The 12,946-nt window shown below is 66.6% G+C and carries 12 protein-coding genes; all 12 read right to left on the bottom strand.

Annotated elements, in window-relative coordinates; genetic code table 11:
* Positions 1 to 2 precede the first annotated feature (2 nt).
* Positions 3 to 626, bottom strand: a complete 624-nt coding sequence (locus tag B9N75_RS05050) for a trimeric intracellular cation channel family protein (protein WP_085217815.1) — start codon at positions 624 to 626, stop codon at positions 3 to 5.
* On the bottom strand, positions 623 to 1,303 hold the full coding sequence (locus B9N75_RS05045) for a hypothetical protein (protein WP_085217814.1): 681 nt from the start codon (positions 1,301 to 1,303) through the stop codon (positions 623 to 625). The genes B9N75_RS05050 and B9N75_RS05045 overlap by 4 nt, the downstream gene beginning before the upstream one ends.
* 22 nt (positions 1,304 to 1,325) lie before the next feature.
* Positions 1,326 to 1,958 (bottom strand): hypothetical protein, encoded by a 633-nt coding sequence (locus B9N75_RS05040; RefSeq protein WP_157123700.1) that lies wholly within the window; start codon positions 1,956 to 1,958, stop codon positions 1,326 to 1,328.
* A 92-nt stretch (positions 1,959 to 2,050) separates the two neighbouring features.
* Positions 2,051 to 3,445: a dihydrolipoyl dehydrogenase gene (lpdA, locus tag B9N75_RS05035; RefSeq protein WP_085217812.1), complete on the bottom strand. Its 1,395-nt coding sequence runs from the start codon at positions 3,443 to 3,445 to the stop codon at positions 2,051 to 2,053.
* 114 nt (positions 3,446 to 3,559) lie between these two features.
* Positions 3,560 to 4,810: a 2-oxoglutarate dehydrogenase complex dihydrolipoyllysine-residue succinyltransferase gene (gene odhB / locus B9N75_RS05030; RefSeq protein ID WP_085217811.1), complete on the bottom strand. Its 1,251-nt coding sequence runs from the start codon at positions 4,808 to 4,810 to the stop codon at positions 3,560 to 3,562.
* A 10-nt stretch (positions 4,811 to 4,820) separates the two neighbouring features.
* On the bottom strand, positions 4,821 to 7,733 hold the full coding sequence (locus B9N75_RS05025; RefSeq protein ID WP_085217810.1) for a 2-oxoglutarate dehydrogenase E1 component: 2,913 nt from the start codon (positions 7,731 to 7,733) through the stop codon (positions 4,821 to 4,823).
* 113 nt (positions 7,734 to 7,846) lie between these two features.
* Entirely contained in the window at positions 7,847 to 8,731 is an 885-nt protein-coding gene (gene sucD / locus B9N75_RS05020) for a succinate--CoA ligase subunit alpha (RefSeq protein ID WP_085217809.1), read from the bottom strand.
* 32 nt (positions 8,732 to 8,763) lie between these two features.
* Positions 8,764 to 9,264, bottom strand: coding sequence for a hypothetical protein (locus B9N75_RS05015; protein WP_085217808.1), 501 nt, complete (start codon positions 9,262 to 9,264; stop codon positions 8,764 to 8,766).
* A complete protein-coding gene (locus tag B9N75_RS05010) occupies positions 9,258 to 9,839 on the bottom strand; it encodes a hypothetical protein (RefSeq protein ID WP_085217807.1) in 582 nt (193 codons plus the stop codon). Before B9N75_RS05010 ends, B9N75_RS05015 begins: the two co-directional genes overlap by 7 nt.
* 118 nt (positions 9,840 to 9,957) lie before the next feature.
* Complete coding sequence (locus tag B9N75_RS05005; protein ID WP_085217806.1) at positions 9,958 to 10,467, bottom strand: hypothetical protein; 510 nt, start codon at positions 10,465 to 10,467, stop codon at positions 9,958 to 9,960.
* Positions 10,467 to 11,429 (bottom strand): malate dehydrogenase, encoded by a 963-nt coding sequence (gene mdh, locus B9N75_RS05000; RefSeq protein WP_085217805.1) that lies wholly within the window; start codon positions 11,427 to 11,429, stop codon positions 10,467 to 10,469. The genes B9N75_RS05005 and mdh overlap by 1 nt, the downstream gene beginning before the upstream one ends.
* A gap of 113 nt (positions 11,430 to 11,542) precedes the next feature.
* On the bottom strand, positions 11,543 to 12,931 hold the full coding sequence (locus B9N75_RS04995) for a M20/M25/M40 family metallo-hydrolase (RefSeq protein ID WP_172840822.1): 1,389 nt from the start codon (positions 12,929 to 12,931) through the stop codon (positions 11,543 to 11,545).
* Between the last annotated feature and the right edge of the window lie 15 nt (positions 12,932 to 12,946).

The following is a 12,946-nucleotide window of genomic DNA, read 5'->3' as shown; positions in this document are numbered from 1 at the left end:
CATCAGCGGTCGTAAGCGGGGAGGCTCCAGCGGTTGCGGATCGCGCCGGCGCGGAGTCCGAAGCCGGCGAGCGCGGCGATGAGACCGGCAATGGCGAAGGGCAGGCCGGCGATTGCCAGCAGCACCATGAGCGCGGACGAGAGCGCCGCGGCGGTCACGTAGAGTTCGGGCCGCATCAGGATCGACGGCTCGCCCGCCAGCACGTCGCGGATGATGCCGCCAAGGCAGGCGGTGACGACGCCCATGCCGATCGCCGGGATCGGCGCGATGCCATAGTCGAGCCCCTTGGCGGCGCCGTAGGTGGCGTAGGCACAGAGGCCGATTGCATCGAGCCAGAGCAAGGCCCGCTCGCTCCACCATCGCGCCGGGGCAACCCAGACCGCAGTGCCGGCGGCGAGGCAGATGAGCAGCGTGGCATTCTCTTGAATCCAGAAGACCGGCGCGCCGATCAGCAGATCGCGAAAAGTGCCGCCGCCGACGGCGGTGACGACGGCGAAGAAGAGGACAGTGACCAAAGTCTGCTTCTTTGCGGTGGCGGCGAGCGCGCCGGTGAGCGCGAACACGGCGATCCCCGCAAGGTTGAGGACCGTCAGCACCGGGCCGATCGCGCTGGCGTGATCGTTCACCGGCTTCGTTTCCGGCGCGACGAGAGCGGGAGGAGAATGAGCGCGAGCAGCGCGGTCGCGGTGGAGAGGATCGCGAAGGCGAAGAGGAAACCGTTGCTGGTGTTCTCGCGCGTCTCGAGGTCCATGATGTGGATGCCCCACATGAAATCGTAGATTCGCCACCAGCGCGTGCGGCGCGCGACGATCTCGCCGCTGTCGGCCGCGACGTAGAGCGCGGTGCCGTCGTCCATGCCGACGCGCCAGGTGGCGAGCGGCCGGCGGAGATCGAGCGGCGGATCGTCGGCGCTTGTGCGGGTGACGGAGACGGGCTTGGCATCGCCGGTAAAGCGCGCGCGGACGGTCGCCATCGCCTCGGCGGCGGTGAGCGGTGGAAGCAACGCGCCGGTTCGTGCGTCGGCGCGGCGGGCGGGGCCGTCGGCATAGCGGACCAGCCAGCGCGGACCGGCGGCGTCGCCGACGAGCTCGACCGACTTCACGGCACGCGGGCCGATCGCGGGGGGGACGGGGACGACGCCGTTGGGCAGCGCCGGCGTGTCGGCGACGAGTGCGGTGCCGCGAACCTCCTCGATCGGCTTCCACGCCATGACGAGGCCGCTCAGCGTCCAGAGCAGAAAGGGCACGCCGACCAGCCAGCCGAGCCAGATGTGGACGCGCCTTAAGCTATGCCGGACCCGCAATCACGCCCCCTCGTCCGCGGCCTCAATCCCCGAACCGCGCCTCGCACTGTTGGAGCAACGCGGCCGGCGAGCCAAGCCCCGTGAATTCCGCAACCGCCTTGTTGCGAAGGTCGCGCTGCTCCTCGAGGCGCGATCCGGCGCGGGCGTTTAGGCCCGGCGCGAGCGAACGGTCGAATTCGCGCTGGAGGCCGGCCATTTCGCCATATTGGTCGGCATAATCGGCCTCGTTCGCGCGCATCGCATCGGACAGGAAGTCGATCGTCGAATCGCAGCCAAGGCCCGCCTCGAAGCTGTCGGAGGGAAGCGTGACGTCGGTCTTCTCGGCTACGGGATAGGCCTCTGCGCAGGCGGGGATGAGGTCCTGCCACTTGCCCTCGGTGATACCTTCCTGGAGCGCGGCCATGCGCTCGGAGACGGTGCCGGCGATCTTGGGATCGAAGGTACCGCCGTTCGACGCTGCGATCATCGTATAATGGACGATCTTGGTCTGCGCCTCGAACGGGAGCGGCGCCTTCAGTTCGGCGACCTGCGAGCGCGCGTTTGCGGCGGCGACCACGCCGCACGTCGCGGCGCGGTCGATCGGGTCGGCGGGCAGCTCCAGCGCCTTGGGGCCGCAGGCGGCAAGAGCCAGCGCGGACGCGAGCGCTGCGGACATCGGAACTTTCATCGGTAAACCTCGGTCAATCGTTGCGGCGCACCAACGATGCCGGGTTCAGGCTGTTCCCTGGCGTCCCGCCCGGGTGCAGTTCAGATGTGGATCGGCTTGCCTGTCACCGCCATGGCCGCTTCTTTCACTGCCTCGCTGTGCGTCGGGTGGGCGTGGCAGGTGTAGGCGATGTCCTCGCTGGTGGCGCCAAATTCCATCGCCTGCGCGGCCTGCGCGATCATCGTGCCGCCGACCGATGCGATGATCCAGACGCCGAGCACGCGGTCGGTCTTGGCGTCGGCGATCACCTTGACGAAGCCGTCGGGCTCGCGATTGGTCTTGGCACGGCTGTTGGCCATCATCGGGAACTTGCCGACCTTGATCTCCCCGGCTTCCTTGGCCTGCTCTTCGGTGAGGCCGACGCCCGCGATTTCGGGCATGGTATAGACCACGCTCGGGATTACATCGTGGTTCACGATGCCGGTGAGGCCGGCGATATTCTCGGCCGCGGCAATGCCTTCGTCCTCCGCCTTGTGGGCGAGCATTGGGCCGGGCGCGACGTCGCCGATCGCCCAGATGCCCGGCACCTTGGTGCGGAAATCATGGTCGATCTCGACCTGGCCGCGCTGGTTGACCGTCAGCCCCGCCTTGTCGAGCGCGAGCCCGTCGATGTTGGGCCGGCGGCCGATCGCGACGAGCACGACGTCCGCCTCGATGGTGGAGGCATCGCCGCCCTTGGCCGGCTCGACGGTGAGGGTGACACCCTTGCCGGTGCGCTCCGCCTTTGTAACCTTGGTGCCGGTCTTGATGTCGAAGCCCTGCTTCTTGAAGATCTTGGCGGCTTCCTTGCGGACCTCGCCGTCCATGCCGGGCAGGATTTGGTCGAGGAACTCGACCACGGTCACCTTGGCGCCCAGGCGCCGCCAGACCGAGCCAAGCTCGAGCCCGATGACGCCGCCGCCGATGACGACCATATGGCCGGGCACCTTGGAAAGCTCGAGCGCGCTGGTCGAATCGACGATCGCCTCATGGTCGATTTCGACGCCGGGAAGCGGTGCGACGCTGGAGCCGGTGGCGATGATGATGTTCTTGGCGCGCACGTCGCGGTCGCCGACCTTGACGCTGTCCTTGCCGGTGAAGGCGGCATGACCCTTCAGCCACTCGACCTTGTTCTTCTTGAACAGGAATTCGATGCCGCCGGTCAGCCCTTTGATCGCTTCCAGCCGGGTGCCGTGCATGGCGTCGAGATCGAGCTCCACGCCCGCGGTCTTGACACCCCACTTCGCGAGCGTGCCGTGCGCGGCTTCCTCGAACAGCTCGGACGCGTGGAGCAGCGCCTTGGAGGGAATGCAGCCGACGTTGAGGCAGGTGCCGCCCAGCGTCTCGCGGCTCTCCGCACAGGCCGTCTTCAACCCCAGCTGCGCCGCGCGGATCGCCGCGACATAGCCGCCGGGTCCGGCACCGATCACCAGAACGTCGAAATCATAGTCGTCCATTGGAAACTCCGCTTGCCCTGAGCCTGTCGAAGGGCTGTCCTTTCGTTTGCCCTTTGGAAGGGCAGGGCTTCGACAGGCTCAACCCATACGGATGTGGGGACGGTGCCCCGGCGATCAAAGATCGATCAGCAGACGGGTCGGATCCTCGATCGCTTCCTTGACGCGGACGAGGAAGGTGACCGCCTCGCGGCCATCGACCAGGCGGTGATCGTAGGAGAGGGCAAGGTACATCATCGGGCGGATGACGATCTGGCCGTCGACCACCACCGGCCGCTCCTCGATGCGATGCATGCCGAGCACCGCCGATTGCGGCGGGTTGATGATCGGCGTGGAAAGCAGGCTGCCGAACACGCCGCCGTTGGAGATGGTGAAGGTGCCGCCCTTCATCTCGTCGATCTTGAGCGTGCCGTCCTTGGCGCGCTTGCCGAAGTCGGCGATCGTCTTCTCGATTTCTGCGAAGCTCATCGCGTCCGCATTGCGGATCACCGGCACGACGAGGCCGTTGGGCGCCGAGACCGCGACCGAGACGTCGAGATAGTCGTGATAGACGATCTCGTCGCCCTCGATGAAGGCGTTGACCGAGGGCACGTCGCGCGCGGCGAGCGCCACCGCCTTCACGAAAAAGCCCATGAAGCCAAGGCGGATGCCGTGCTTCTTCTCGAACAGATCCTTGTAGCGGCCGCGCGCGTCCATCACCGCCGTCATGTCGACATCGTTGAAGGTAGTGAGCAGCGCGGCGGTGTTCTGCGCTTCCTTGAGGCGGCTGGCGATGGTCTGGCGGAGGCGTGTCATGCGCACCCGCTCCTCGTGCCGCTCGCCGGTGGCAGGCGCGGCCTTTTCGGCAGGCGGCGCGGGCTTCGCTGGCGCGGGCGTGCCGCCCTTGGCGGCGGCAAGCACGTCGTCCTTGGTCAGCCGGCCGTCCTTGCCGCTGCCCTTGAGCGACGCGGGATCAACCCCGGTCTCGATCACCGCGCGGCGGACCGCGGGGGACAAGGCCTGCGCGTCGTCCTTGGCCTTCGGCGCGGCGGCGTCTTCCTTCAGCGCGGGGGTCTCGCCTGGGCCGGCGGGATTGACCGCGGTCTCGGCCTTGCCGGCCTTGCCCGCATCCGGCTTCGGCGCGGCGGCGTCGCCCGCCTCGATCCGCGCGATGAGCGCGCCGACCTCGACATTGTCGCCTTCCGCCACGAGTTGCTCGCCGAGCGTGCCGGCGATGGGCGCGTTGACCTCGACTGCGACCTTGTCGGTCTCCAGGCTCGCGATCGGCTCGTCGGCCTTCACCGGGTCGCCCGGCTGCTTCAGCCACTGGCCGAGCGTCGCTTCGGTGATCGACTCCCCAAGGGTGGGGACCACAACGTCGGTCGCCATTCTATTCCTTTCAGCTTGCTTTGCGGCGCGGCGCCGGCTGGCTCTGATGGCCGAGTGCGTCTTCGATCAGCGCCGCCTGCTCCGCGGCATGGCGCTTGGCGAGGCCGGTGGCGGGCGATGCGGAGGATGGGCGGCCGGCATAGACGGGGCGGCGCGGCTTGATCTTCGCGTCCGCCATGCAGGTTTCGAGGAACGGCTCGACGAACGTCCAATAACCCTGGTTTTTCGGCTCTTCCTGCGCCCAGACCACTTCCTCGACATGGGTCAGCGCCTTGAGACGCTCGACCAGCGGCTCGGACGGGAAGGGGTAGAGCTGCTCGATGCGGACGATCGCGGTCGACGTGTCGCCCGCCTTGTCGCGCGCCTCGATGAGATCATAGGCGACCTTGCCCGAGCAGAGGACCAGCCGGCGGACGTCCTTGTCCTTCGGCGCGGCGGGATCGGAGAGGATGCGGCGGAAGTGGCTCTCGCCGGTAAAATCGCCGAGCGACGACACCGCGAGCCGGTGCCGGAGCAGCGACTTGGGCGTCATGATGACGAGCGGCTTCCTGAAATCGCGCAGCATCTGGCGGCGCAGGATATGGAAATAATTGGCCGGCGTCGTGCAGTTGGCGACCTGGAGATTGTCCTGCGCGCAGAGCTGCAGGAAGCGCTCCGGCCGTGCCGAGCTATGCTCCGGCCCTTGGCCCTCGTAGCCGTGCGGCAGGAGCATGACGAGGCCGCTGGCGCGCAGCCACTTCGCCTCGCCGCTGGCGATGAACTGATCGATCATCACCTGTGCGCCGTTGACGAAATCGCCGAACTGCGCCTCCCAGAGCACCAGCGTCTTCGGATCGGCCATGGCGAAACCATATTCGAAGCCGAGCACGCCGAACTCGCTGAGCGGCGAATCACGCACCTCGAACCGCGCCGGGCCGACAGTGGTGAGCGGGATATATTTGTGCCCGTTCTGCTGATCGACCCACACCGAATGACGCTGGCTGAAGGTGCCGCGGCCCGAATCCTGGCCGGAGAGGCGGACGGCATAATCTTGGCTGAGCAGGGTGCCGAAGGCGAGCGCTTCGGCGGTCGCCCAATCGAAGCCCTTGCCGCTCTCGAACATTGCGCGCTTTGCATCGAGGATGCGGAGCAGCGTCTTGTGCGCGTGAAAGCCTTCGGGGACCGTGGTCAGCGTGCGGCCGATCTCCTGCACCGCCGCATCGCCCGCCGCGGTCGCGACATTGCGGCGCTCACCCTCGGCGCCGGACGGGCGGTTGAGCCCGGTCCAGCGGCCCTCGAACCAGTCGGCCTTGTTGGGCAGATAGGTTGTCCCCGCCTCGAACTCCTGTTCGAGGAGCGCGGTGAACTGGGCGATATTGTGCTCCAGCCACTCGGGGCTGATCACCCCTTCCGCAACGAGCCGCTTGCCGTAGATTTCCGAGACGGGCGGATGCTTGCGGATCGCCGCATACATCAGCGGCTGGGTGAAGCTCGGCTCGTCGCCCTCGTTGTGGCCGAAGCGGCGGTAGCACCACATGTCGATCACGATGTCGCGGTTGAACCGCTGGCGATAGTCGATCGCGAGCTTGCAGCAGAAGGTGACGGCTTCGGGATTGTCGCCATTGACGTGGAGGATCGGCGCCTGGACGATCTTGGCGACGTCGGACGGATAGGGCGACGAGCGCGCGAACTGCGGCGAGGTGGTGAAGCCCACTTGGTTGTTGATGACAAAGTGGATCGTGCCGCCGGTGCCGTAGCCGGGGAGCCCCGAAAAGCCGAAGCATTCGGCGACGATGCCCTGGCCGGCGAAGGCGGCATCGCCGTGGAGCAACACGGGGAGCACCGTGTCGAGCGCGTCCTGATCGCCGTTCTGTACCTGGATCGCGCGGACCTTGCCGAGCACGACCGGGTTCACCGCCTCCAGATGGCTGGGGTTGGGGACCAGCGACATATGCACCTTGATCCCGTCGAACTCACGGTCCGACGAAGTGCCGAGGTGATATTTGACGTCGCCCGATCCGCCGACGTCCTCGGGGTTGGCGGAGCCGCCCGCGAATTCGTTGAAGATCGCGCGATAGGGCTTGCCCATGACGTTGGCGAGGACGTTGAGGCGACCGCGGTGGGCCATGCCGAAGACGATTTCGCGGACGCCGAACTGGCCGCCATATTTGATCACCGCTTCCAGCGCGGGGACCATCGATTCGCCGCCGTCGAGCCCGAAGCGCTTGGTGCCGACATATTTCTTGGCGAGGAAGCGCTCCCACTGCTCGGCCTGGACGACCTTGGCGAGGATCGCCTGCTTGCCCTCCGGCGTGAACTGTACGACCGCGTCCTGCCCTTCCATCCGATCCTGGAGGAAGCGGCGCTCCTCCAGATCGTTGATGTGCATATATTCGAGGCCGATGTTGCCGCAGTAGTTGGCGCGGAGACACGCGACGATCTCCCGCACCGTCGCGGTCTCGAAGCCGAGCGTTCCGCCGAGATAGATCGGCCGGTCGAGCGCTTCGCCGGTGAAGCCGTGGAACTCGGGCGTCAGGTCCGCGGGCGGATCGCGGTGGGCGAGACCGAGCGGATCGAGATCGGCGGCGAGATGGCCGCGCACCCGGTAGGTGCGGATCAGCATCATCGCGCGGATCGAATCCTCGGCGGCCTGCTCCACCGCGGCGCTGTCGAGCGGCTTGCCGGCGGGCTTGGCGCCGGATTTCGCGGGCGCGTCGAGCGTCATCTGCGTGGGATCGAGCGCGGCGGTCAGCGAATCGCCGTCAGCGAGCGGCCAGCCCTTGCGCTGCCAGCTCGGGCCGCGGGCGCTGTCCTCCAGCCCTTCGAACCAGCGCTGCCAGCTCGGATCGACCGATCCCGGCGCTTCGCTCCACCGGCGATAGAGCGATTCCACATAGGACGGGCTTGCGCCCTCCAGCAGATCGGCCTGGTTGTCCACGGTCATGGTCTCGCAACTCCGCGCGCCCGTCCGGCGCGCGCCTCTCATACAGACGGGGCGTTACCTAGGCATTTCCGGCCCCGGATAAAAGCCGATCGTGGCGATGTGCCGCGCGATGCTCAACCCTTGAGAAGCGCGGAGAGCGTCACGCCAAGCTCGGCCGGGCTCGGGCTGACCCGCACCCCGGCGGCTTCGAGCGCTGCGATCTTGTCCTCGGCGCCGCCCTGGCCGCCCGAGACGATCGCCCCGGCATGTCCCATGCGGCGGCCCGGCGGCGCGGTGCGGCCGGCGATGAAGCCGACGGTGGGCTTGCTGCGGCCCTTCTTCGCCTCGTCGGCGAGGAATTGCGCCGCCTCTTCCTCCGCACTGCCGCCGATCTCGCCGATCATGATGATCGACTGGGTGGCGTCGTCGGCGAGGAACAGTTCGAGCACGTCGATAAAATTGGTGCCGTTGACCGGATCGCCGCCGATGCCGACCGCGGTGGTCTGGCCCAGCCCCTCGTTGCTGGTCTGGAACACCGCCTCGTAGGTGAGCGTGCCCGAGCGGCTGACGATGCCGACGCTGCCCTGCTTGAAGATCGATCCCGGCATGATGCCGATCTTGCACTCATTCGGGGTCAGCACGCCGGGGCAGTTGGGGCCGATCAGCCGCGACTTCGAGCCCGACAGCGCGCGCTTGACGCGCACCATGTCGAGCACCGGGATGCCCTCGGTGATCGCGACGATCAGCGGCACCTCGGCATCGATCGCCTCGAGGATCGAATCGGCGGCGAAGGGCGGCGGCACGTAGATGACGCTGGCGTCCGCCCCGGTCTTCTCCACCGCCTCGGCAACGGTGTCGAACACGGGCAGGCCGATATGCGTGGTACCACCCTTACCGGGCGTGACGCCGCCGACCATCTTGGTGCCGTAATCCAGCGCCTGCTGGGTGTGGAAGGTGCCGGTGTCGCCGGTCATCCCCTGGGTGATGACCTTGGTATTCGAATTGACGAGGATGCTCATGGATGTGTTCGCTTCCTTGGCGATCTGATTGCTTATTGTTTCGACGAAGGCGCGCCGTAGACGTTCGTCCGCAGCACAGTGAAATTATATCCAGCCTTGTAGAGCTGCTTCGCATAGCCCTGCTTGGGAACGTCTATCTCCCACCATTCGATGCCGCCGTAGGTCGATGGCTCCGGGCGCGCATCCGGCGTTCCTTCGTAGAATTGCTGTGCCGCATCCTCGAACGTGATGACGCGCGAGGCGACGGAGCAATCGGTTCTGGCAAACCCGCTTTTGTCGGGATCGTAGTTCCGGATGAATACGTAGGTGGATGGCGGCTCTTTCATCCTGATGAGGGTGAATCGACTGGTAGTGCTGTTGGATATGGTCATCCAGCGGAGGCTGTCCGGTATGTCGTTGCGCGGGACGATCTTTCCGCGGTCAGCGTTGAGCGTCAGCTTGCCCTCCAGACAAGCCTCGCGGAAAAGCTCCCGTACTGCCACGCTCTGCGGACCGGCCGGAATGACAGCGAGAAGGGCTGCGAGCGTCAGCATATTCTTTCACGCGCCGCGCTTGGGCTAGCGACGCGCTTCGCTATGCTAGATTGGAACACGACATAGCCGTCCTGAAGCCGCTCGATGGTGATCGAATGTCCGGAAGCCGAGGGTGTCCGGAGAATCAGAGTGCGTCCACTCCCCAGAACTGGATGTTCCTTGCGGAGCGCCGAAAGAGCGGTCGTACTAAAATGCTCGACGGCGTCCTGGAACCGTATCGCTTTCGAAGCGACGCTGCAGATCTGATGGGGGACGCCCGCAGGCCTCGCGACCTCCTGAACGGCAACAAAGGCAGGACGCTGGCCGGCGATGGAATAATATTTGCCGCTCGATTGGCTGAAGGTGTTGCCGACCTTTTGCCGCATAACAACCGGCATGGGCGGGTCTTCCGGAAGTATCGGGAACCGGAGACTGGTTTGCAGCACCGGCGGAAGTTCCGCCTGGGCAATTTCCACAGCGCCTTCCGGGGCAAGGCCTTTGTCATCCGACAGACAGGCCGCGCGAAAAATTTCAGCCGCGGAGGACGGTTGCACGGTTGCCGCAATGCCGGCGGAAAGTGCGATAAGCGTCAACATGCGACCGTGCGGGCGTCAGCAGAGACCTTTGAACGCGTCTTAACGACAAGCACGTTACCGACAGCAGGCACTGTCGCGCGGCGAATGCCGGAAAGGTCGGTAGGAGAGCTCATGTTCATTATTTCTTGGCGGCCGCATCGACCTTGGGTTGCCCGTAGACGTTCGTCTGAAGCACCAGAAAGTCGTAGCTCGTCCGGAACAGGTATTTGATATAGCCTTGATCCGGCATGTCGATTTCCCAGAGCTGGCCGCCATAGCTCGACGGCATGGCATAGGCATCGGGGGTGCCTTCGTAGAGTTGCTGCGCCGCATCCTCGAAGGTCATCACGCGGGATGCGACGATGCACTGTGAAGGCGCGAACCCATCGGCCCGCTCGGGATAGCGGGTGATCAGAACGTAGGTTGAAGGCGGCGACGACATCTTGATATACGTCGTCAAATCCCGTCGCTGATTGCCGATCCTGAGCCAGCGTATCGTTTCGGGCAGCGTCTCCCATTTGACGACGGTGCCCTGCTCGGGCGTCAGTCGCAACTCGCCCGCCACGCACGCGTCGCGGAAGAGCTGCCGAACCGCAGTGCTTTGCGGCCCGGGATAGACGACGGCGAGAAGGGCGGCGAGCGTCAGCATCAGGCCAGCGAGCTGTCGATCCCCTTGCAGGCTTCCAGCAGTTCCTTGACCGCGTCGACGCTGACCTTGAGGTTGGCCTTGGCTTCGTCGTCCAGCTCGACCTCGACGATCTTCTCGGCGCCGCCAGCGCCGATCATCACCGGCACGCCGACGTAAAGATCGTCGACCCCATATTGGCCGGTGAGATAGGCGGCGCAGGGCAGGATGCGCTTCTGATCGCCGAGATAGGCTTCGGCCATCGCGATCGCGCTGGTCGCCGGGGCGTAATAGGCGCTGCCGGTCTTCAAGAGCGCGACGATCTCACCGCCGCCGCCGCGGGTGCGCGTGACGATCTCGTCGATCTTCTCCTTCGACGAGAAGCCCATCGCGACCAAGTCGTTGACCGGGATGCCGCTGACCGTGCTGTATTTCAGCACTGGCACCATCGTGTCCCCATGGCCGCCGAGGACGAAGGTATTGACGTCCTTGACCGAGACCTGGAACTCCTCGGCGAGGAAGTGGCTGAAGCGCGCCGAATCCAGCACGCCCGCCATGCCGACGACCTTCTCGTGCGGGAGGCCCGAAAATTCGCGCAGCGCCCACACCATCGCGTCGAGCGGGTTGGTGATGCAGATGACGAAGGCGTCGGGCGCATTGGCCTTGATGCCCTCGCCCACCGCCTTCATCACCTTGAGGTTGATGCCGATGAGATCGTCGCGGCTCATCCCCGGCTTGCGGGCGACGCCGGCAGTGACGATGATGACGTCCGCGCCCGCGATGTCCTTGTAATCGTTGGAGCCGGTGATCTTCGCGTCGAAGCCCTCGATCGGGCCGCACTGGCTGAGGTCGAGCGCCTTGCCCTGCGGCACGCCTTCGACGACGTCGAACAGGACGATGTCGCCCAGTTCCTTCTTCGCCGCGAGATGGGCGAGCGTGCCGCCGATGTTGCCGGCGCCGATGAGCGCGATCTTCTTGCGAGCCATTGCCATGCCCCCTTGCCTGTGAGTCGAGCGAAAGCGGGCCGCGGCGGCGGCCCATGCAGTTTGGCCTGTCGCTTAAACCCGTTGCCGCGCGGCGGCAACCGCTGAGGGCGGCGTTATTTGCCCGCCAGCGCAGAGATCATTGCGTGCCAGTGATCGACATTGTCGTAGAGCGCCTTGACCGCCAGCCGCTCGTCCTTGCCGTGGGCGCGGTCGTCGTCGGGGACGACGCCCCAGGCACCGTCGACGCCATAGACGGGAACGCCTACCGCGCGGAAGAACAGGCCGTCGGTCGCGCCGGTCGACATCTGCGGGATGATCGGCGAGCCCGGATGGCGGGCGTGCACCGCCGCAGTATAGGCGCGCACCACGTCGGGGCGGAGTGGCGAGGCGGGGGTCGGCGTGCCGGGATCGCTCGTCGCGACCTCGACCAGCGGGCCGGCGAGCGCCTTCAGTTCCGCCTCGATCACCGACGGATCGACGCCGGGCAGGATGCGGCAATTGACGGTGGCGCGCGCGGTCTGCGGCAGCGCATTGTCGGCATGGCCGCCGGCGAGCCGGGTGGCGACGCAGCGGGTGCGGGTGCGGCCGACTTCCTCCTCGCTCGCCTCGATCGCGTCGGCGGCGGCGCCGTCCTTCTCGTCGGCCAGCCAGCGGCGCATCGCATCGCCCAGCGGCCCCTTCTCCTGCTTGGCGCGCTCGGTGAAATAGGCGCGCGTCGTCTCGTTGAGCGCGGGCTGGAAGCGATGTGTCTCGAGCCGCTTCAGCGCATCGGCGAGCTGGTAGATCGCATTGTCGGGCCGCGGCTGCGAGCTGTGCCCGCCCGGATTGCGGGTGGTGAAGCTGTAGCTGACATAGGTCTTCTCGGCGGTCTGCAGCCCGAAGCCGAGCGGCGATCCGTCCTTGCGGAAGCCGCCGCCGCCGCCATCGGCATTGAGGCCATATTCGAGCCCCTTGAACTCGGGCCACTCGTTCGCCGCCAGCCGCGCGCCCTCGCCCGCCGTCTCCTCGTCGCCGGTGAAGAGGACGATGATGTCGCGGGTGGGGCGGAAGCCCTCCGCCTTGAGCTGGAGCAAGGCCGTGGTGACCGCGACCACGCCCTGCTTGTCGTCGCTGGTGCCGCGACCGTAGAAATAGCCGTCCTTCTCGACAAGCTTGAACGGATCGGTGACCGACCAGTCCGCGGGCAGCGCCTCCACGACGTCCATATGCGCCATCAGCATGATCGGCTTGGCGGATGCCTTGCCCGCCGCCGGCCAGCGCACGACGAGCGCGGCGGTGTCGGCATAGGGGCGCACCGTGGCGTCGGTGATCCCGGCCGCGACGAAGCGCGCCTTCAATGCCTCGGCGAGCGCCGCGTTGGTGCCCTTGCGCCCCTCTACGGTCGGTATCTCGATCGCCTGCTTGTAGATGTCACGCGCCGTCTGGTGCCACTGGCCGGGCGCGGCGGCCTGGGATGCGGCGGGGAGGAGGGCGAGCGCGGCGGCGAGGGCGAGGTGGCGCAAGGCGGGAGACTCCGG

The organism is Allosphingosinicella indica, from assembly GCF_900177405.1.
Lineage (GTDB): Bacteria > Pseudomonadota > Alphaproteobacteria > Sphingomonadales > Sphingomonadaceae > Allosphingosinicella > Allosphingosinicella indica.
Note: the sequence above shows the minus strand (reverse complement) of the source record. Positions and strands in the feature narration are given on the sequence as shown.